The sequence below is a fragment of the Zeaxanthinibacter enoshimensis genome (assembly GCF_004362865.1).
Taxonomy (GTDB): domain Bacteria; phylum Bacteroidota; class Bacteroidia; order Flavobacteriales; family Flavobacteriaceae; genus Zeaxanthinibacter; species Zeaxanthinibacter enoshimensis.
Genome location: NZ_SNYI01000001.1, coordinates 547,373 through 569,012, shown reverse-complemented (window position 1 = coordinate 569,012; position 21,640 = coordinate 547,373). Strand labels below are relative to the sequence as shown.

The following is a 21,640-nucleotide window of genomic DNA, read 5'->3' as shown; positions in this document are numbered from 1 at the left end:
AATTCTAAATAAAAAAGGACAGATGGAATCGATGGATACCACAAAAAATGTCGCTTCAGGGTCAGCCGATGAAGTTATCGTAGATGACGGTTTTTTCGTGCTTAAATTGCAGAACGAAAGCGATACGCAGCAGAAGGTAAAAAGGCAGATAGACAGCTCCCACATACAATTTCACTTTTGTTTAAAAGGTCACGCCAAGTTTATTTTTAACGACGGACGTTATGCCCTGGATATCTCTGATGAGAACTCACTTTTGTTATATAACACCCAGTTAGACCTGCCCATGAACGTGGATCTCAGCCCCAAAAGCTGGATGATCTCCGTGGTGATGACACTCCGTAAATTCCACTCGCTATTCTCCAAGGAGGCCGATTACATTCACTTCCTGACATCAGAGAACAAGGATAAGAAGTATTATGCCCAGGAGGTTGTGAGCCCGGCCATAGCCGTTGTGCTGAGCCAGATCATGAATTACCACCTGCACCCTTCTATCAAGGATCTTTACCTAAAGGCAAAGGTGTACGAATTAATGGCGCTTTACTTTAATAAGAATGAAGATTTTGACCGGGAGCAATGTCCGTTCCTGGTAGATGAAGACAATGTGAAGCGTATCCGGAGAGCCAAGGAAATTGTCATTTCCCGCATGGCTGAACCACCGGGTTTGCAGGAATTATCAGATGAGATTGGGCTCAGCCTGAAGAAACTCAAAGAGGGGTTCAAGCAGATATACGGGGATACGGTGTACAGTTTCCTGTTCGATTACAAAATGGAATACGCAAGGAAAATGCTGGAAACCGGACAATACAATGTCAATGAAGTCGGACTCAAAGTGGGGTACAGCACTTCCAGCCATTTTATAGCTTCCTTTAAGAAAAAGTACGGTACTACCCCGAAGAAGTATATCATGTCCCTGGGGGGATAATTAAATGAAAAATACCCGGGGATTGTCTGCTAATAAGATCGTGCTCTCCAGAAAAGCACTTCCCTGGAATGCGGTAAAAACACTTTAAAATATAGTGGGATATCACAGGAATGTCTTTTTAACATATCACCCTAACCGGCAAGCCAGATCAATTTAACAACCTTCTGCCTGGGAGTAGTCAGGAGTGCCAATAAATAATGCTATTGATACATTTTCCGCGCACTAAATTTTACGGATAGGCTCAACTTTAGTGTCCTGAGTGTCGGAAATTTATGTGCGATTGCACCTACGCAATCAGCCTCAAATCTTTTGCATTATGAAAACTACATATTTACATCTGTTTATCACCATCCTGTTCACGTTAGGCCTGGCCGGATGTGTTGAAGAGCCTAATACAGTCCTGGGAGATACCGGGATGAATGATACTATCCCCGATGTTGAAGAAACTGACAGCACTACAGCAGCTGCAAAAATCCTTGTATTCACCAAGACTGCAGGATACCGACACAGTTCTATTGAAAAAGGAGTGGAAACCCTGAAAGCCCTGGGAACCGCTAATGATTTTACAATCACACAAACGGAAGATTCGGGAATGTTTACGTCGACAGAGTTGACCAAATACGCGATGGTAATCTTCCTGAGTACCACCCAGGATGTTCTTAACTCGGCCCAACAGGAAGAATTCCAGGATTACATCAAGAATGGAGGGAATTTTATGGGAATCCACGCCGCCACGGATACCGAATACGACTGGGGCTGGTATGGTAAACTGGTCGGGGGCTATTTTAAGAGTCACCCGGAGGTACAGGAGGCTACCCTGATCGTAGCCGACAAGAACCATCCTGCGACAGCCCACTTAGGTGATAGCTGGACTCACATAGATGAATGGTACAATTTTAAGGACCTGAACCCCCAGATCAACGTGCTGTTGAGGTTGGATGAGAGTACCTATAGTGGTGGTGAAAACGGGGGAGAACACCCGATTGCGTGGTACCACCAGTTTGACGGGGGGCGCTCTTTCTACACCGGTTTAGGGCATACGGAGGAAGCTTATGACGACCCGGTATTTCAACAGCACCTGCTGGGCGGAATACAATATTGTCTCGGAAGAACGTCAGGTAAGAATTAGTTGCTCATGCGGAAGGTTAGGTACAAAGGTACAAAGAGGTGACAAAGGGCACAGAGGGGACAAGGGGACAGGAAGCTTTACTTGAATGATGAACCTTGAAACTTTAATTATTCTTAACCGTAAACCGTAAACCGTAAACCGTAAACCGTGAACCGTGAACCGCGAACACGAGAACATAGGTACAAAGAGGTGACAAAGGTGACAGAAGGGACAAGGGGGATAGGAAGCTCTACTAGTATGACGAACCTCGGAACTAATTAGTCATCCATAACCGTACTGCAAACTGACCACTGCCCACTGCCTACTGCTAACTGGAAACTGCCAACTGAAAACCGGGGTTCTTAGCCCCGCCCCGGTCATAAGTTAAGACGTTATGCTGCAAAAAACTTGCAGGGGAAGCGACTATTGTCACGCCGTCAAACCGGATAATCGTAAAATCAGTGATGCGGCCCGCCCGTACCGAACGGCACGTTCGGGCGGGTGATACGGTGATACGGTGATGCGGAAAAAAGTTTACCCAGAAAACCACCAACAGTGAACTGCAAACCTCGAACCTCAAACCTCAAACTAACAAACCGGGGTTCTTAACCCCGCCCCGGTCATAAGTTAAGACGTTATGCTGCAAAAAACTTGCAGGGGAAGCGACTATTGTCACGCCGTCAAACCGGATAATCGTAAAATCAGTGATGCGGCCCGCCCGTACCGAACGGCACGTTCGGGCGGGTGATACGGTGATACGGTGATGCGGAAAAAAGTTTACCCAGAAAACCACCAACAGTGAACTGCAAACCTCGAACCTCAAACCTCGAACCTCAAACTAACAAACCGGGGTTCTTAACCCCGCCCCGATTTCAAGTTAACAGATTTCAATGCATAAATCTTGCAGTGTTTAGGGTGATTTCTTGAACATCGAACATCGAACATCGAACATCGAACCTCAAACCTCAAACTTCAAACCACACATTTACTTGCCCGCCCGCCCGCCAGCATATACGCAGTACGGGCAGGTGCCGGTCGGACGGGCCTCTGGCAGGCTGCAAACTGGGAGCTATATTTCACAGTAGTGTGCTTACGGTTTGATTAGGAGACCTGTAAGATCTAATGCTGAACAGAGACTATTCCGGCTTCTGAGGCAAGGGCCTTACGACTATAATGCCGGTATTCTTACTGATCTGCTTCAGGTAATCTGCCAGCGGTAGTTCGGATACTTCGACCTGCATGGAGCCAGTAGAGGCATGCAGCAGGTGGATGCGGCCATCGGCCTCCCGGGTGGCGATCCCGGTATGGGTAACGTCTAGACCTTCAATAGAGGTTGCCAGGGCAATAATATCCCCTGACTGGATTCTGTTTTCATGGGCAGCGATGTCCTCCCGTGGCAGAACACAGAGTTCTTTACTGTTGAGACGGTTTTCGGCCGACTTCACCTGCTCGTAATTAGCGTCATCTGCCAGGAAAGGATAGAGTTCGCGATGGGAACTCATAAAATTAATGGGTTTGTTAACTATACTCCCCCCGATCTCGGCGGTAATATCTTTTACCAATCCCTTTTTCTCATTATCAGCGATCCAGTCCGTGAAATAATGAAGTCGCGAGCCGTACCCATCCAGCTGACCATTGCGATACCTTATTTGCTCAAGGGCATCGGTATAACTGTCAAAATCATATCTATCTTGTTCCAGGAGCCGGGCAAAGGCCAGTACATTCTCAACAAATGTAGTACAGTCCAGGCCATGCAGGTTGACTACCAATGACTCTTTATCTCCGACTTCCAGGGTTTGAGCAACGTAAGGGACACCGATAAAGGTTTTGCCGATGGCGACTAGTGTCTCTCCGAAGTCTTTAATATCCATGTCATCCAGCTGCCTGACCTTATCTTGGAATTTTTGACGATCCGCATCAGAACATACAATAGCCTGTGCACTGGTACTGCTATACCCGAGGAGAAATATAAAGAATACAAAGAGTTTTTTCATGGGCCTGATTTGACCCTAAAAATACATTTTAATATCCGAATTGTGCATACCCCTGGTAGGCATCAGGATCAAAAACCACAGCCCTTGGACGATCCCTTATCAGGAAGGCTTCAGTCACCCGCTCCATCACTTCAGCATCGGTCTCGATATCGGCGATCCGCAGCCCGTCATTGGCATAGGCCGGGGTGGTAGAGGGCAGTTCACCGGCCTTATAGATTACCACATGCATCTTGTAGTCTTTATAGTAATCCAGTTTGTTCTTCTTTTTGAAGTAAAAAGCAGTGTACTCCCGCCCCTCATTTTCCAGAGTTCTCGAATCAATATACTCAACGGTATCAAAATCAGGCTGGAAAGTTGAATCCTCGAATAATGCAGCTTCGGCGAGGGCTTCGGGCCGGCGGAATTCCTCCGGGATCAACCCCAGGTGCCCTGCTACACTCAATACATCAAATAGTAAGATTCGACTGTTTTTATCCCTTGCCAGGTCTGCGATAATACCATTAGGTATATGGCTGTCAGCCTTTGCCTTCAGGGCAATGAGGCGTACCTGTATCCTAGCGTCCTGAACCCAGTCCAGCTTGTGAAAAAAAGCAGCTACATTCTTATCCGAACGGAATGGGAAGAGCACTACCGCGTAATCATGCAATAATTTCCTGTACTGTTTCTGCTTTCGGCTCACCTTCTGTCCGGGTTCTGCCTCCAGGGCCAGTTGACGCTTTAACTGCATCCTGGCGTCATTGAGCAGGGCCATTTTATATTTTTTGAAATGTTTTGGGCGTATCAGATTTTCGGAGAGGAGGCCCGATAATAATTCCAGTACCGGCTCCTTGTATTCCTCAATAGGATGGTACGCCAGGAGTTCGGGGAATAATTCCCTGGCCATGGGTAAACTGTCCCTGAACGGCTCAAAGATCTTGTTGATCTCGTAGACGTTAGATGCCAGGGGCAAGTCTTTGGATAATAAGTTCAGCAACTGCCTGGCGGCACTATTGTTATTCTTCTGGGTGATAGCCTGCAGTATTTTGGATTGGGCCATAGCATCCGTATAAGCCTCTTCGTAATACTGTAACAGGAACTTCTCAACTTCCGGTAGCTCCATTCTTCCCAATTGTCTCAGTAAATGGGTCCGGATATGCCCTTTGTCTTCCGGGAAATCAAATGTTCCTACTAACTGCATCAGGCTGTCTGCATGTTTCTCTGTGAACCGCAGGTAGCGATAGCCATCCAGCACAATGCTGTCATTGGCCCTGAGCGCCGCGAAAAAGTCATTGGTCTTATCCTCCGTCAGTTCCCGGCCTATAAGGGTATCCATCGGTCTGAAGTTTTCAAAGAACTCTTTGACGAATGGGCTAAGAGGTTGCAGGGTGTCTCCCCCGGCCTTAAGTTCATATAAAAGGCTTCCTTTGATCACATTCTTGACCAAAATAAAACGACTGCTGGCCGTATCGGTGAGGGTCATCTGTAATTCATGAAAGCCGTCAGGAGAGGACCTGGTAATAGCTTCACTGATCTTAAAGGTCTTTTTTGTATAACGCCTTTTCCTGCCTGCCCATGCCGAATCCACAGAAGCCAGGGTCATGTATTCGTGACTCTTGTTTACCAATACTGTGATAGCTTCGTTATTCTTATACTGGTAAACCGTTTTCTTGGAATAAGGCATATAATCTTTCTGTTTCTTTCGATCATAACCCTGCCCGCTAATCTCCACGAATTTCTTCGGAGCCACCGGGGAGACCGTGGTAAAAAGCATAGCCGTATCCCTGATCATTTCAAAATTTTCAACATATCGGGGAGCACCAAATTTGAAAGAATCAAAGTACTGTTGTGAAGACGCCTGGTCTTTGCCAAGACATCCAAGCAGGTAATAATCATTCCCACGCTTTATGGTTTTGAGCCGCAATTCTAGCCCTTTTAATTTATCGAAGATAGCCGAGGAAACCAGGCTGTTGGGTTGTTCATCCTGGTATGTCCCTTCCAAACCATACGCCTGGTAGAGCCTTAACTGGATCTGCTTTAATTCAAATTCGTCTGATTCGATGTAATCAAAATCATTCAGGGTAACCTTATGCAGGAAATAATAATTTCCATTCCCGGGATCATATCCTTCCAACTGTCGGTTCCCGTGACGGTAACGGTTCGTGAAGCGGTACAAGGCGGGCATCGTCACCTGAAAACTATTGAAACCGGAACTCAACTCTATTTCCTTTTGTCCTGGGATGTGAAACTGCAGGCTCTTAAAAAGGGCTGGACCAAAACGGGCGGAATAATCGCTTTCTCCGGCCAGCTTAAAAACCAGGATCTCCAGCGGCGTCTGGTAGATCTGGTAATGCTGGTAGTCACCGTTCTTTAAACGGTTCTTCAGATCCAGCCCTTTAAAGCCTTGTTTTTCGATAATTGATTTTTCAAGGATGGTTCCTGGTATATTCTCAAACAGCATATCCTCCAGGTCATGTAATTCTATATCGCTTTCCGGGTTAAGGAAGCGATATGTCGGAATTCGATGTACCATCAGGTAGGCGCCATTGGGAAGATCCGGTGAGATATAAGTAGTGTGTGATTTTTCTACTACCGGGTATAACGGGGCCGGCAGGTCAAGACTGAAGAATTTGTCGTCAGTGGTCTGTGTACTTCCCAGGGGTTCCCGGAAAGTCTGTACAAATTTGTGTTTCAGTTCCTGTCCCTTTACACTGCTTTCTGAGACTAATGGTTTCACGGTATATCCTCTTTCGCGCAGAAGTGCGAGAACTCCTTCTTTACCCGGGAGATGAGCAGCCCCGATTCCGGCAAATACCTTCTGGTGACGGATGGCCGAATCCAGTTTATGCACCATATTTCGGTTACGGATATACAGCATATTCTCCAGGTAATGATCGGTATACATGGCTTTGTCGATCGAATCGAGCAGGGCGATGTTCCTTTCCCGGTAGGCGTCTTGCATCAGGGACATCAGGTTGCCCTGTTGGATGCGCTCCTGTAACCAGGCATCTGGTTTCTTTTTCATCGCATTCATGCTTGCCAGGGCCACCAGGGTACTGGATTCCTCCAGGTCTTCCAGGGCCAATACAGGTTTATGAAATTTGCTTCCTGCCCGGTAAATAAACATGTCCAGGTAAGTGTCTTCTTCAAAATCCTGTGCATACTGGTCTGTACGATATAGAATGCTGTTCACCAGCCCGTCTTCAGAGGCAATAAAATTTGCAATATCCTTTTTGTCCGGCGCCCTCATGGCGAAAGCATCGGTATAAAATCCTTTGGGGTTAAAGCCCACTTTCCCAGCCCTGCTCAGGGTGCCTGTTTCGGTGTCGTTCTCCAGCCAGGTAGCCGGATCAGATTCCAGTGCAATGACCTCGCTCTGGTCAAGGGCATCGTAAAAAACATCATCGAGGTGAAAGGCAATTTTCTTACTCACGTGCATGGTGCCGTAGAGGTATGATGTCTTTTCCAGACCATTGCCTGATATTTCCCAAAGCAAGCTGTTGTCATCTTGCGACCAGGAGGGAATAATAAAGCAGGTCCACAATAGGGGGAGTAGCCAGCGCATAGTAAATAGGTTTACATATTAATATTAACGTCTATTTCTCTTGCGTATTTCCCTGTCCTTCAGGATTTTTCAGGAAAACACGGGTTTTGGCGAGGCTGTCTGGATAATTAGATTGTAGAAAGGTTATAAGTTGTTCGCGTACGTGGACCCTGAGGTCCCATGCGGTAGGAGAGTCCTTGGCGCTCATCAGGGCCCGGACCTCCACGTGGTGTGGCTTGGAATCGGTCACTTGGATGTTATTCACCTTTTTATCCCATAGTCCTGTATTTTCCAGGATGCGTGTAAGCTCATCACGCAGCTGGTCAAATGGGACAGTGTAGTCCAGGTAAAGGTATACGGTTCCCAGGATATCGGCCGAAGTTTTGGTCCAGTTCTGGAAGGGTGTATCGATAAAATAAGTGGTAGGGACCACCAGTCTTCTTTTGTCCCAGATGGCGATCACCACATAGGTGAGCCGAATCTCCTCTATGCGTCCCCACTCTCCTTCTACGATGACCACATCATCAATTTTTATAGGTTGGGTGATGGCGATCTGTATTCCGGCAAGGATAGTGCCTATCATTTTCTGTGCAGAGAACCCGATGATAATTCCTGCTACCCCTGCAGAAGCAAAAATACTGACCCCGATCTCCCGGATACTTTCAAAACTCATCAGGGCGATGCCGAGGGCGAGGATCACCAGGAGAAAGATAACAATGCGTTCCAAAATATTGAACTGGGTATATACTTTCCGAGCCCTTAGATTGTTCTCGGTATTCATGTCATACTGCTGAACCACCAGGTCTTTCGCCAGCGTGATCACCTGTATGATCAACCAGGTAACGGCAAAGATCAGTAGTATGGTGCTTCCCTTCCGGAAGTAATATGCGTAATCCTCAAGGCCCAGGAGTTCCCGGAGTGCTTCCATGCGGAGCAGGAACGAAAGAAAGATCAGGAATATGGGTTTTGCTGTTTTTCTTACGGTATCCGTGGGGATTAGATTTTCAGGATTCTTCCCCAGTTTTCTCAGAATACCGATCACTACGAAATACAGGATTACTAACCCTATAAAGGTCCCCAGTAAATACATCAGCGCATCCCGTTGCATAAAATCTTCTAGCATAGCACTATAAATTAACAATAGGAACGGTCTAACCGTGCTGTATCCGTAAAATTAGTTTTCTCGATAACTGCATTTAAAGTATTTAGAGGGGTCTGCGGGATAGTTGCCTCTTAATTGGTATTTTTGATGTTCAAAAAAGAAAAGTTGTGAAAGGAGTATTACTCGTGAACCTAGGGTCACCGGAAAGTCCCACCCCTAAAGATGTAAAACCTTACCTGGACGAATTTTTGATGGATGAACGTGTGATAGATGTTCCCAAGGTGCTTCGAAACATAATTGTAAGGGGGATCATTCTGCAGTCCAGGCCTAAAAAATCTGCCAAGGCTTACAGTAAGATATGGTGGGATGAAGGTTCTCCCCTGATCGTGATCTCCGAGCGATTTAAAGATAAGGTGCAGAAGAAGACCAAGATGCCTGTGGCCCTGGGCATGCGCTATGGGAAAATGAGTATTAAAAAAGGATTCGAAGAATTGCGATCTAAGGGCGTGGATGAGGTTCTGCTGGTGCCGTTATACCCGCATTATGCCATGTCTTCTTATGAGACCGTAGTGGTAAAGGCTATGGAGGACAGGGAAAAGTACTTCCCGGACATGAAAATAACCACCTTACCTCCTTTTTATAAGAATGTCAATTACCTGAAGGTATTATCTAAAAGTATTGCAGAGGGACTAGCCGGCTTTGATTACGACCACGTGCTGTTCTCTTACCACGGGATTCCTGAAAGACATATCAGGAAGTCTGACCCCACCAAGTACCATTGTAAAATTGATGGCAGCTGCTGCAGTATCAATTCCATCGCACATCATACCTGCTATCGCCACCAGTGTTATTTCACGACAGAAGCGGTCAGGAATATCCTCGGGCTTTCCGAAGACCAGGTGAGTACCTCGTTCCAGAGCAGGTTGGCTGGTGATCCCTGGCTTAAACCCTATACCGATTACGAATTTGAAAGATTCCCTAAAATGGGGAAGACCAAACTTGCGGTGATCACCCCGGCTTTTGTTTCAGACTGCCTGGAAACCCTGGAAGAGATTGCCATGGAAGGGAAAGAAGAATTCCTGGAAGCAGGCGGAAAATCATATAAACATATTGCCTGCCTTAACGACCGGGACGACTGGGTGCAGGTGATGTCGCAATGGATAGAGGACTGGGAAGTTCATAATATGCTTCCTGCCTGATGGCAAGGGTGTCTGCTGAACAGCTGGGCACAGAACCCATCAGCAAATTGTTGGTGAGACAGGCCGTCCCGGCCTCTATCGGGATCCTGGTGATGAGCCTCAATGTACTGGTTGACAGTATCTTTGTGGGAAACTGGATCGGCTCAATTGCCATTGCCGCCATCAACGTGGTATTACCGGTTTCATTTTTTATCGCTGCCCTCGGGATGTCTATCGGGATAGGGGGGAGCAGTATTCTCTCCCGTGCCCTGGGAGCCGACCGAAGGGAAAAAGCGCTAAAGACCTTTGGAAACCAGATCACCCTGACTCTTTTGGTAACCATTGTTATGGTGATCCTGGGGTTATATTTTATTGACACCCTGATCCCTGCTTTTGGTGGGAAAGGTGAAATATTTGCCCCGGCCAAGATCTACTATACTATCGTGCTATACGGGGTGCCCTTCCTTGCTCTCTGTATGATGGGTAATACGGTGATCCGGGCCGAAGGGAAGCCAAAATTTGCCATGGTTGCCATGATCATACCCTCCGTAGGTAATCTTTTTATGGATTACCTTTTTATTTATGTATTTGACTGGGGAATGCACGGGGCAGCCTGGGCCAGTACGGGCAGCTATTTTTTGTGTTTTTCCTACGTTTTATGGTTCTTTTTGTCCCAGAACTCTGAATTAAAGCTCCGTTTCAGGGATTTTGGACTCAATTTGCCCATTTTACGCGAGATATCTTCCCTGGGATTTGTGACCCTTGCACGACAGGCAGTCACCAGCGTGGTTTACCTCCTGATGAACAACATCCTCTTTGGCCTGGGCGGGGAAGCCATGGTGGCGGTCTATGCAATTATTGGGCGAATGCTGATGTTTGCCCTTTTTCCCGTCTTCGGGGTAACCCAGGGTTTCCTGCCTATAGCAAGTTTTAATTACGGGGCTGAGAAATGGGGGAGGGTTCGATTAAGTATCAGTACAGCTATCAAATATGCATCAGCCCTGGCAACAGTGGTCTTTATTTTACTGATGGTGTTCCCGGCAGAGATCGCCGGATTATTCCTGGGAGATCAGCCGGGGATGAGTGCCGCAGACCTGGCGACCAATGCTTTTGTTTTAGAACATATCCCCGCTGCCATGCGATGGGTATTCGCCGCAACGCCCGTGATCGCGATTCAGCTGATTGGGGCCGCATATTTCCAGGCCATCGGGAAAGCCCGGCCTGCCTTATTACTGACGCTTACGAGACAGGGTTTTTTCTTTATCCCGCTTATCCTGGTTCTTCCCCTGTATTTTGGTGAATTAGGGGTGTGGATCTCCTTCCCGATCGCGGATTTCCTGTCCACTTTGGTTACGGGTTACTTCCTGAGACGAGAGGTGAAGCGCGAGCTGGCAGTGTAGTAGTACATCCCCCGTCCCGCACAGCGGGACACCCCCTTCAAAGGGGGAATTAATTTACGCAGGATTCATAAAATTTATCGGCAAGTTTGCTTCTTTACAAAGGTGAATAATTGGCATGGGTATAATAGTTTCAGACAGCCGGATCGTTTCCGGGGATGATCTTGGAACTTGTATTCGCTCTTCTAAATCAATTATAACGCTAAATAATTCCTGCTTTACCTGATGGTCAGTAAATCGAATAAACGATAATCCCAATTTTTCAAGGTTTCCTTGTCTTCGAACATCGTATTCGTATTTATGAAGGTGGGAATCACCGTCAATTTCGACGACCAGTTGCAACTCATGACAGTAAAAGTCAACGATAAAATGCAATAAAGGTACTTGTCTGTGAAACTCTACTCCTAAAGCTTTCTTCTTTATATGATCCCATAAAAGGACTTCAGAAAGTGTACTATTCTTGCGTAATTCCTGTGCATATCTTCTTAGTTCAGGGTTGTAAGGAATGATCTTATTCTTCATCAGAATATGTATGGATTTGTAGATTCAGAATAACCAGCCTCCCTGCAATTAACTTGCAGATATAAATTATTCTTACCTATCTTTTAATAAGTTAATTTATACCGGATAGGGAAATCAATATTCCGATGCTCGGGGATTCCCCCTTTGAAGGGGGCAGAGCAACTAAGAACAAGGTGAGTAGTTGCGAGGGGGATGTTGTGGATTCACTTTTTAAGCAATAGAGGATCCATGATTAAAAAACGGCAACCCTGCGGATCACCGTTCTTATTTTAAGTGCTCCAGGAACTCTTGATGTTAAACAAAGCGGATATCGAAGCGACCACAGATCTCGGAGACCTTTTCAAAATCCGGCGGCCCGGGAGGCAGGGATCCGAGCTCACGGAACATCTCCTCGATCCCTGATGGAAAGACGCTCAGGATCACCCGTGCTTTTTGCGTTCCTACTACTTTCCAGCTATGAGGTAATCCCTTGGGACCATAGGCCAGGTCGCCTGCTTTCAGTACGGCGGTCTTACCTCCTACAGTGAGTTCCAGTTCGCCCTCCAGTACCTTGAAAACTTCATCCTCCTTTTCGTGGACATGCATCGGGATAGCTGTGCCTGGTTCATTCAGTTCTTCTATGAGCGTAAAGGCACCATTGGTATCAGCCCCGGTTAATTTAAAGATCATGTTGTCTCCCAATACATTATAGCGTTCTCCTTCCCCAGAACGAATGATCTTAGGTTCCAGGATATTGATCGCCTTGCGCATCCCGGCAGTAGCTAAATGGGGCAAACTCATAATTCCTGCGGTTACCGCGAGAGAAGTTTTGAAAAACTCGTTTCGTTTCATAATCGATTGATTTTTAATTAGGTCTTCTAAAATTAAATAGTGTGATCAGGGAGTGATAATACCCCTGTTGCAGCGACTATCAGATTTGATGCATGGGCTGATGAATGCAACAAGGGTGTTAGGATCTGCATTATTCCTGCCAGCTGCCTGAGCTCATTTATATCAATTTTGTAAGGAACATTAAATGAAAGCCTTATGAGAACTACACATTACATTGGCCTTGCGTTTTGCCTGCTGGCATTACAGGGCTGCGAGTATTACGGGCATGGTTCCGGGGAAGATGCCGGGGATCATCACAAAACGAGCTATACCGGGGAGCAAATTGCCATCGGGGACGGCCATGCATGGACCATTGTTAAGACCGATATCTGGGGAAATCCTAAAGCGATTGGTATACAGTTCACCGAAGAGGCGCTTGAAAACCTGCCTACCGGTCATGCACATGGGCATGAGACCGTTTTAGAACTTCCTGTGGACAAACCTGTTGCACCTTACGATCATGTTACCCTGGATTGGAACGAGATGGGTCACGAGCCCCCGGGAGTATATGACCTGCCTCATTTTGATATACACTTTTATATGATAGGCATGACTGAAAGGGACGCTATCGGACCAACAGATGATGAGCAATTCAACAAGCCAATGCCTGATGGTTTCCTGCCTCCTATGTACCTGGAAACGCCTGGAGGTGTTCCAAGTATGGGCGCTCATATGATAGACCTGCTCTCCCCTGAGATAGCCGGCACAGGCATCTTTACCTATACTTTTATTTATGGTAAGTACGATGGAATGATGAATTTCCTGGAACCTATGGTAACCCGTGATTTTTTACTCAGTAAGACTCGTGTTGCTTCCGAGATCCGTCGACCGGACGCTTACCAGACCCCGGGCCATTACCCGGATGAACTTACTATCTGCTTTGACGAGGACAGCGGGGTCTACACCATCCTGATGGAGGGTCTGGAAGAATTTTAGTACCTTTTTTAAAATGTTCGCGGCTCTCTCCCCACAGGGATCCGTGAACTGTTTAACAATGACCGGCAAAAGATCATACCGCAAATCATTAAGCATCACCTTTGGGTTGATGCTTTTCTGCGTGGGCTTCCGACTGGCAGGACAGGAAGTATATACAGTAAACCCGGACTACCCGGTACAACCGTTAATGGAAAAGCTGTTAATACTACCTGATCCAGATGGCCGTATGGACTGGAAAGAGGTGTACAACAGACCTTCATATGAATTTGCGAAGAGGGAGAAATTCGGGAAAAATCTCCAGGTTTCAGTGGTATACTGGGGCAAGATCATTTTACGTAGTGACAGGGGAATCCGGGGATGGGAATTACACCTGGAAGACCCTTTGATCAATACTATTTTCTGGGATAGAAGTAACGGGAAGGTCGACGTATTTAAAGTCGTGGAGGGTACTCTGGAGAAGCACAGTAAAGCAGGAGTGGATTATCCTGCGTCTGAACGGGAGATTCCTGAGCCATGGGCGCTCAACCGTGTAGGGTTAGACCTTGACCCGGGTGAAGCTACCACACTCCTGGTCCGCGTTACTTCGAACAGTTTTGGGTATTGGCCCTATTTTAATCTTTCACTCAGGCATCCGTCTTATTCTGACTACCATCCCGTAAATCCCTCCAATATCGTCTTTCTCTGGTTTGTACTTGGCATAAGTTTTATCACGCTGTTATATCACTTTCTAATGTGGGTATATACACGCGAGAAGATATTCTTATGGTTTTCCCTCTGGCTGCTGTTCTGCACCCTTACACAGGTGATGACCGTAGGACTGGAAACTAAATTCTTATTGGGCGAATACCCCCAGTGGCGGTTTACAATATGGTTGCTTATCCCTAATAGTATGCTGTATACCTTCTGGTTCTTCGGAAGAGCGTTTATTAAATCGAAAGAAAAATTTCCTTTATTGGACAAGTTCCTCCTGGCCCTGCCTCTTCTGATGATCGTTAAGCTCGCGATAACCATTTTGTATGTTCATTTCTGGGATCCCCTGATCCTTAATACAGACACAGGGTATCACTATCATTTTATTATTTTCTTTTCGGTGCTGGGCTTGATCCTTGCAGTAGCAATCGCAATGCAGAAAGATCCCTTTGCCCGATATTTCGGGATAGGGGCAATCCTGGCCACCAGTTGTACCCTGATGGGGGGATTATGGTCTTTAAAATTGATCGACCCGGGTTTTGAACCCTATACTTTTGGTATCCTTATACAGATTGTGGCCTATTCCTTTGGAATTGCTTTCAGGCAGCAACAATTGCGGAAACAGGCAGCTGAGAATCAATTGACCTATGAACGTTCCCAGGCAGAAATGCAGCGCATTCGTGATCTCGACGAAGTGAAGAGTCGATTTTTTGCCAATATCAGCCACGAGTTTCGGACACCACTATCTCTCATATTAGGCCCTTTGCAACAGCACGGTCCGGTTGGGACAGGAAAATCTGTAGCCCTGCCTGCCCGGTCCTATGAACTTATCCATAAGAATGCAATTCGCCTACAGGCTCTCGTAGACCAATTGCTGGATCTTTCCAGGTTAGAAAACGGCGCAGTGCAGCTGAAGTTGCAGCAGGGGGGTGTCATAAAGTATTTAAGAAGGTTGGTGTATTCTTTTGAGAGTATGGCAGAACGGCAGAATATTGGGCTCAACACAACTTTCCCGGAGGAGATTGATAATGCATGGTTTGACAGGGACAAAATGGAGAAGATCATCAGTAACCTCCTGTCGAACGCTTTTAAATATACCCCATCAGGGGGAACTGTGACCGTCAGTGTTGAAAGTGAAAAGGAATTCGTGGTGATCATGATATCGGATACGGGGAAAGGGATCGATCCGCAATCGCTAAACCGGATCTTCGAGCGGTTTTACCGGGTCGAAGGAACTGAGGAAAAAGGTTCCGGTATTGGGCTGGCCCTGGTTAAGGAACTGGTAGATCTTCACGGCGGGCAAATAAGTGTTAACAGCAGCAAAGGCCGGGGTACCACTTTCAAGATAAGATTGCCGGTAAGCCGTCAACTCCTGCAAGCAGGAGATTTTCAGGAAGAAAGTCCTATTACGGATACAACGATATTGCCTGAAACGGTTCAGCAGGCAGTAGTGTCCGGACCCTCTCCTGTGCTGAAAAAAGAAGGGCAACCGCTGACACTGGTTGTAGAAGACAATGAAGACCTGCGCACCTATATAGCCGGTATATTGGAACAAGAGTACAGGGTGTTATTAGCTAAGGACGGGCAGCAGGGGGAACGCATGGCCCTGGAGCATATCCCGGATGTCATTATCAGCGATGTGATGATGCCGAAAAAAGACGGGTACGCTTTGTGTCACAGTTTAAAAAACAACCAAAAGACCAGTCATATCCCTGTTATTATGCTGACCGCTAAGGCAGGGCAGGCTAATAAAATGGAGGGGCTTACCCAGGGCGCAGATGCTTATCTCACAAAACCTTTTAATTCTGATGAACTTAAACTTCGAATTAGGAATCTCATTGAAGCCCGTAAGAAAATATGGGAGCAGTTCCGGCAGCTGGAAACGGTTCTGGTGGAGGATCTGGAGCTGACCTCCCTGGATGACAGGTTCCTGCAGCAGGTTTTTCAGGTGATCCGGGCCAGGTTGGATGACGAGCTTTTAACTGTGGAAGACGTGGCCCGCGAAGTAGGATTCAGCAGGTCCCAGTTACACAGGAAATTAAAAGCACTGACCGATAAATCCACTAACCAACTGATCGTAGAGATCCGCCTGAATGAAGCGAGAAAAATGCTGGAGAAGAAAGTGGGTTCGGTTTCTGAAATCGCCTATTCTGTCGGCTATTCCAATATGAGTTATTTCACCAAGAGTTTTAAGGAGAAGTTCGGGTTGTTGCCCAGCAGGGTAGGACTTGAGTAAAGGGGTGATTTTTTGACGTCTACCATTTTAATAGCGAATAATGGTATTACAAGAAGATCATGATATTGAACAACATGATAATGTGCGCAGCGTGCCTGAGCAGTTTAAATTAATTACCCCCTGGCTTTGAGTTTAAAAAGATCGGGCCTCCCACTAGGGGAGGCCCGAAATCTTCAATTGTTTAATGTGGTAATTTTTCCCGGAGCAAACCATAGAGGTATGTTCCAATTAAAGCGGCAAAGATCACCACGAGTATCGGCAGGTATCCCGCGCCAACCAGGGTGTACATCGGTCCGGGACAAGCACCGGCCAGGCCCCACCCGAGCCCGAAGATGATACCGCCGTACATATAACGGCTAAAACTCCGGTTCTTATCCTGGAAGCGAATCTCCTCACCGTGGAATGATTTAATGTTGTACCGCTTGATCAGCTGTACACTTAAAACTCCCAAAACCAGGGCAGACCCTATGATGCCATACATATGGAAAGCGTCAAAATGGAACATTTCGTAAATCCGAAACCAGGATGCAGCTTCAGATTTGAACATAGTAATCCCGAAAAGGATCCCGATAAGTAAATATGATAGTGTTCTCATGTCTTAAAATATTAAAGGGAATAACAGGTGAACCATTACGAGACCACCAATAAAAAATCCGATCACTGCAATGAGTGAAGGAATTTGCAGGTTACTGAGCCCGGAGATAGCATGACCGGAAGTACAGCCCCCGGCGTAGCGGGCACCAAATCCAACCAGGAGACCACCGATAAAGAGCACCGCCAGGCTTTTAAAACTGGTCATAGCTTCCAGGCTGAACAGTTCGGTGGGGAGATAAGCCTCTCCGGCGCTATCAAACCCCAGGACTTCCAATTTAGATATGGTTTCCGGGTTAATGGCAACTGCGGAATCCGGGGATAGCAAATGCGCGCCTATAAAGCCGCCGATTATAGCCCCCAGGACCACAACCAGGTTCCATCGCTGGGATTTCCAGTCGAACCTGAAGAAAGATGATTGCTGTCCTGCTCCGCAAATGGTACACATGGTACGTAGATTAGAAGACATTCCAAAGTTCTTACCTACCATCAGTAATAAGAACATGACCAGGGCGATCATCGGCCCGGAGATATACCAGGGCCAGGGTTCAAAGATCCAATTCATAGTTTTAATTTAATGAGTTGGCCGGCATACCGGCCATGATTAATATATTAAAGCAGGGGTTAATCCTTGTCTTTGAATTCGTTTACGGCTTCACTGAGGTCATATACCTCCGCGTCCAGTTCTTTACTCAGGATACTGCTGCCTGCTGCAGAGCGGTATCCACCCGCGCAATGTACGATCACTGGTTTATCTGTCGGAATCTTTTCGATAGAATTTCTAAGCTCGTGAAGGGGAATGGGCAGGGCGTGGTCAAAGATCTTCCCTTCGTTCACTTCGCTTTTGTTGCGCACATCAACCACCGTAAAATATTCAGGGTGGCTGATGAAGGAATCCAGGGCCAATTCACGTTCACAATTAAGTTCTCCCTTTCCGAGAGTAACCAAAGCCTTCACCTGTGATTCGTACCCGATCTTGGCTACTCTAGAAAGAAGTTCTTCCCGATCCTTGATACTATTGGCTACCAGGTAGAAAGGCTCCCCCGGTTTTACAATAGACCCTAACCAGGTTTCGAACTTGTCGTTTTCGTTCCTTGCCATGATATTGATACTATTGGGCAGGTGGCGGCTCTTATAAGCTTCTTCATCCCGGGTGTCGACCACCAAGGTATCATCCTCCAGGGCAGTAACGTTGAGTTTCGAGGCTACCTTTGCCTTACCGGCCTCATAGTGCCCGGCTCCATCTTTATTCAGGTCTACATCGTGTGAAAAGTAGGCAGGGATAAATGGCTGGTCTTCCAGGATCTGTTTTACAAACTCTTCCTCGCTCTGCTCCTTAAAAGCCCAGTTCCCCATGCGTTCGTTCCCGAGGGTGCTCATACTTGCACTGCTTAGGTTCTTACCACATAAAGAGCCCGCTCCGTGTGCCGGGTAAATCAGGGTATCGTCGGGTAGGTCTGTGAATTTATTTTTGATACTGTCATACATCATAGATGCTAGTTCTTCGCGTTTGGCCTTCATATTCCCGGCCTTTTCACGGAGATCAGGGCGCCCTACATCACCGATAAAGAGGGTGTCCCCCGTAAATGCGGCAGTTTTATACGCCTCGTCTTTGGCTATGATTGTGATACTATCCGGGGAATGACCGGGAGTATTCCGTGCAGAGAAGGTTACCTTCCCCATACTTACCGTATCGCCATCATCAAAGGCCTGGTGGGGATAATCGGCCCCTATCTTCTTGCTGGCGTAAATGGTGGCACCGGTCTCCTGGTGCACTTGTAAATGACTGCTCACAAAATCGGCATGGGGATGAGTCTCAAAGACAGCGACTATACTGGCATTGTTTTCTTCAGCATATTCATAATAAGGTCTTGGATCCCTAGCCGGGTCTACCAAGGCAATTTTATCCTCACTCAGTATGGCATAGGAAAAATGTGCTAACGGTTTATCTTCAAATTGTTTTATTTCCATGATCTATGTAATTAATATTATTAAAACAAGGCGTTCTTTAATTCTTAACCCAGGATGACCACAACGGCGATCATTCCTGTTTTCCCAGCATCGCCCTTAAGGTCTGGGTGGATATTCTTTCTTCTATAGGGCTTTTGCAACTGGCGTCCAGGCAGTGCTCGTAGGCCTCGTAGGTGCGAACAAATAGGTTTTCACGACCTATATCGTCAATCAGGCCACTGGTGTACAGGATGTCCCGGGCCGGGCCTATGGCCCCTGCGATCATCAGTGTAAGCCCCTTTGCTTTAAGTTCCTTGATGGTCTGTCTTAACATGTAAACAGCGCTGCTGTCGATATAACTGATGGCCTCGGCATTGAGGATCACAAACCGCAGGTCTTCTCCTTTCTTCCGGATCTCCTTTTCCAGTTGTTCTTTGAAATATTCTACGTTTCCAAAATACAACTGAGCATCGAAGCGGAGAATAAGGAATTCCCGGAATACCTCAATATCTTCCGCAAAACGGTTTACATTCTTAAAGTAATTTGTTCCCTCTATCCTTCCCAAAACGGCAATATGTGGCTTGGATGTGCGGTACACCAGGAGTAGCAGGGAAACCAGCACTCCAAGTAATATTCCTTCCTTGATCCCTACCGTAAGAGTGATCAGGAAGGTAAGGATCAACAGTACAAATTCATCCTTCCTGTTCTTATATAACTCGACCGGGTACCTCAGATCGATAAGTCCGAATACGGCTACCATCACGATTGCCGCCAGGATGGCATTGGGCAGGTGGTATATCAGCGGGGTGAGAAACAACAGTGTCAATCCCACGATCACAGCACTGATCACCGGGGCCACCCCGGTGCGCGCCCCCGCCTGGTCATTTACCGCAGTCCGTGAAAATCCACCCGTAGTGGGATAGGACTGGAAAAATGAACCTACAATATTAGAAGTTCCCAAGGCTATGAGTTCCTGGTTTGGATCTATCTTGTAATCATGATGACGCTCTTCTACGGCCTTGGCTACGGAAATGGCCTCCATAAAAGCGATCAGCGCCAGGGTCATAGCAATAGGCAGTAGTTCGGCCACCCGGCTGAGATCGAATTCAGGCAATTTGAAGCCCGGTAAGCCGCTCGGCACCTCACCCACCACGCTAACTCCCATCGCTTCCAAATTAAATGCATAGCCGGAGAGAATACCCAGGACCACAATCACCAGTGCGGCAGGAATGCTTTTATGCACTTGTTTGATACCTGCCATAGATATTATGGCCAGTAACCCGATCAGCAGGGTCAAAAGATGAGTACTACCGAGAGAATTAACCGCGTTTCCCAACAGTATATGAACCTGGTTGCTGCCCTCGATCCGGGCACCCAGTAAGTGCTTTAACTGGCTAAGACCGATAATAATCGCGGCGGCAGAGGTAAACCCGCTGATGACGGGGCGTGAAAGGAAATTTACAAGGAATCCCATACGGAACAGCCCCAGTACTAATTGTATAGCTCCCATGAAAAGTGAGAGAAAAATGGCCATGGCAATATATTCCTCTATCCCCGAAAGAGCCAGGGCTCCCAGTCCGGAAGCTACCAGCAGCGAATCCATGGCTACCGGTCCTACCGCCAGCTGCCGGGAAGTACCCAACAGCGCGTATACCACCTGGGGCACCAGCGCGGCGTAAAGTCCGAAAACCGGGGGCAGTCCTGCAATCATCGCATAGGCCATACCCTGGGGGATAAGCATGATGCCCACCGTGATACCGGCCGACAAGTCTCCGGCGAGAAACGCCTTTTTATACTTGGGCAGCCATTGCAGTACAGGGATGTATTTATTGACCATATACTCTTATTTGCTCGCAAAGGTACGTGTAAGAACCGGCTCCGAAAGTAACTATAGTTACATGGCAAGACCGTGAATATAAAAGGCCTTCCAGGCTATTTCAGCTGTTCGAAAATACAGAGAAAGATGTAAAATAAAGTGTTTTATTCAGGGGATTGTTGATTGGAACGGAGGAGCCTAATCTATTAAACCCGAGCATGATCATGCAGACCTCGCTGCCGTAAAGTTGCTTTTGAAATGAAGGGAGTTTAATGGAGTAGGTATAAAAAAAGACACCCGTAATTCGGGTGCCGGGGGAATTGATCAAGTGATTGTCTTTATGACGTTAGCTTAGGGGTCTTCAGATCCAGGTCTAATAAGTTAACGTCTTCGTCTGAAACGAAGTTATAATAGCCAAAGAACTCGAATCCATGTTTCTTGACCACTTTCATGATATCGCGGATCAGCATCTCGCGTTCATGGTGTTCAATAGGTTTGTCATTCTTTTTGTAATAAAAGCCATTGATCTTAAGATTTTTCTCCATCTGAGATTCGGGGGTTCAGTAGGTTAATTTCAAGCCCTTTCTACAGGCCTTAATGGTTCGGTTACAGTCTGACGGGCACCCGGCCCGGATCATTTCAGCACTGTTGCAATTTAAAACGGCAACAGCCGGTTCATATTGCCGGACTTTAACATTTCTCGATGAATTACCAGGAGAGTGTATTTCGTCGATATAAAGGGGTGTAGCTATAAGTTACTGATAACCAGTTTGTGCCAAAGCCTGGGATGTTTTTAAGGCCCTGGTAA

General features: G+C 46.9%; 16 protein-coding genes. 6 read left to right on the top strand and 10 right to left on the bottom strand.

Annotation, left to right across the window (positions count from 1 at the left end):
* The first annotated feature begins 31 nt into the window (after nucleotides 1–31).
* The gene (locus CLV82_RS02520) at nucleotides 32–922 is read left to right on the top strand and encodes an AraC family transcriptional regulator (RefSeq protein ID WP_133643440.1); all 891 of its coding nucleotides are present in this window, start codon (nucleotides 32–34) and stop codon (nucleotides 920–922) included.
* Between the two features lie 316 nt (nucleotides 923–1,238).
* Nucleotides 1,239–2,051, top strand: coding sequence for a ThuA domain-containing protein (locus CLV82_RS02515; RefSeq protein ID WP_243744123.1), 813 nt, complete (start codon nucleotides 1,239–1,241; stop codon nucleotides 2,049–2,051).
* 1,115 nt (nucleotides 2,052–3,166) lie between these two features.
* Here the strand turns inward: CLV82_RS02515 and CLV82_RS02510 are convergent.
* From CLV82_RS02510 to CLV82_RS02500, 3 genes are read right to left on the bottom strand one after another with little or no spacing between them, the layout of a single operon-like run.
* Nucleotides 3,167–4,024, bottom strand: a complete 858-nt coding sequence (locus tag CLV82_RS02510) for an N-acetylmuramoyl-L-alanine amidase-like domain-containing protein (RefSeq protein ID WP_133642719.1) — start codon at nucleotides 4,022–4,024, stop codon at nucleotides 3,167–3,169.
* 28 nt (nucleotides 4,025–4,052) lie between these two features.
* Nucleotides 4,053–7,565, bottom strand: coding sequence for a TraB/GumN family protein (locus CLV82_RS02505; protein ID WP_133642718.1), 3,513 nt, complete (start codon nucleotides 7,563–7,565; stop codon nucleotides 4,053–4,055).
* 31 nt (nucleotides 7,566–7,596) lie between these two features.
* A complete protein-coding gene (locus CLV82_RS02500; RefSeq protein WP_133642717.1) occupies nucleotides 7,597–8,667 on the bottom strand; it encodes a mechanosensitive ion channel family protein in 1,071 nt (356 codons plus the stop codon).
* A gap of 146 nt (nucleotides 8,668–8,813) precedes the next feature.
* Here CLV82_RS02500 and hemH point away from each other — a divergent pair, with 146 nt between their 5' ends.
* Nucleotides 8,814–9,845: a ferrochelatase gene (hemH, locus tag CLV82_RS02495; protein WP_133642716.1), complete on the top strand. Its 1,032-nt coding sequence runs from the start codon at nucleotides 8,814–8,816 to the stop codon at nucleotides 9,843–9,845.
* The gene (locus CLV82_RS02490; protein ID WP_133642715.1) at nucleotides 9,845–11,224 is read left to right on the top strand and encodes an MATE family efflux transporter; all 1,380 of its coding nucleotides are present in this window, start codon (nucleotides 9,845–9,847) and stop codon (nucleotides 11,222–11,224) included. Before hemH ends, CLV82_RS02490 begins: the two co-directional genes overlap by 1 nt.
* A gap of 54 nt (nucleotides 11,225–11,278) precedes the next feature.
* Here the strand turns inward: CLV82_RS02490 and CLV82_RS02485 are convergent, their stop codons facing one another.
* Together CLV82_RS02485 and CLV82_RS02480 are read right to left on the bottom strand one after the other, a co-directional pair.
* Nucleotides 11,279–11,743: an endonuclease domain-containing protein gene (locus CLV82_RS02485; protein ID WP_133642714.1), complete on the bottom strand. Its 465-nt coding sequence runs from the start codon at nucleotides 11,741–11,743 to the stop codon at nucleotides 11,279–11,281.
* A 294-nt stretch (nucleotides 11,744–12,037) separates the two neighbouring features.
* Nucleotides 12,038–12,574 (bottom strand): quercetin 2,3-dioxygenase, encoded by a 537-nt coding sequence (locus CLV82_RS02480; RefSeq protein WP_133642713.1) that lies wholly within the window; start codon nucleotides 12,572–12,574, stop codon nucleotides 12,038–12,040.
* A 195-nt stretch (nucleotides 12,575–12,769) separates the two neighbouring features.
* On the opposite strand from CLV82_RS02480, the gene CLV82_RS02475 reads away from it, so the two are divergent.
* Together CLV82_RS02475 and CLV82_RS02470 are read left to right on the top strand one after the other, a co-directional pair.
* On the top strand, nucleotides 12,770–13,549 hold the full coding sequence (locus CLV82_RS02475; protein WP_133642712.1) for a DUF5602 domain-containing protein: 780 nt from the start codon (nucleotides 12,770–12,772) through the stop codon (nucleotides 13,547–13,549).
* 58 nt (nucleotides 13,550–13,607) lie between these two features.
* Nucleotides 13,608–16,475, top strand: coding sequence for an ATP-binding protein (locus tag CLV82_RS02470; protein ID WP_166636659.1), 2,868 nt, complete (start codon nucleotides 13,608–13,610; stop codon nucleotides 16,473–16,475).
* 181 nt (nucleotides 16,476–16,656) lie between these two features.
* Here the strand turns inward: CLV82_RS02470 and CLV82_RS02465 are convergent, their stop codons facing one another.
* The 5 genes from CLV82_RS02465 to CLV82_RS02445 form a co-directional block, all read right to left on the bottom strand.
* Nucleotides 16,657–17,070 (bottom strand): DUF6691 family protein, encoded by a 414-nt coding sequence (locus CLV82_RS02465; RefSeq protein ID WP_133642710.1) that lies wholly within the window; start codon nucleotides 17,068–17,070, stop codon nucleotides 16,657–16,659.
* Between the two features lie 3 nt (nucleotides 17,071–17,073).
* Nucleotides 17,074–17,631, bottom strand: coding sequence for a YeeE/YedE family protein (locus tag CLV82_RS02460; RefSeq protein WP_133642709.1), 558 nt, complete (start codon nucleotides 17,629–17,631; stop codon nucleotides 17,074–17,076).
* A 59-nt stretch (nucleotides 17,632–17,690) separates the two neighbouring features.
* Nucleotides 17,691–19,037 carry an MBL fold metallo-hydrolase gene (locus tag CLV82_RS02455; protein WP_133642708.1) on the bottom strand — a complete coding sequence of 449 codons (1,347 nt, stop codon included), beginning with the start codon at nucleotides 19,035–19,037 and terminating at the stop codon, nucleotides 17,691–17,693.
* Nucleotides 19,038–19,107: 70 nt separating this feature from the next.
* Nucleotides 19,108–20,853 carry a SulP family inorganic anion transporter gene (locus CLV82_RS02450; protein ID WP_133642707.1) on the bottom strand — a complete coding sequence of 582 codons (1,746 nt, stop codon included), beginning with the start codon at nucleotides 20,851–20,853 and terminating at the stop codon, nucleotides 19,108–19,110.
* A 317-nt stretch (nucleotides 20,854–21,170) separates the two neighbouring features.
* Nucleotides 21,171–21,377 (bottom strand): hypothetical protein, encoded by a 207-nt coding sequence (locus CLV82_RS02445; RefSeq protein WP_133642706.1) that lies wholly within the window; start codon nucleotides 21,375–21,377, stop codon nucleotides 21,171–21,173.
* Nucleotides 21,378–21,640 lie beyond the last annotated feature (263 nt).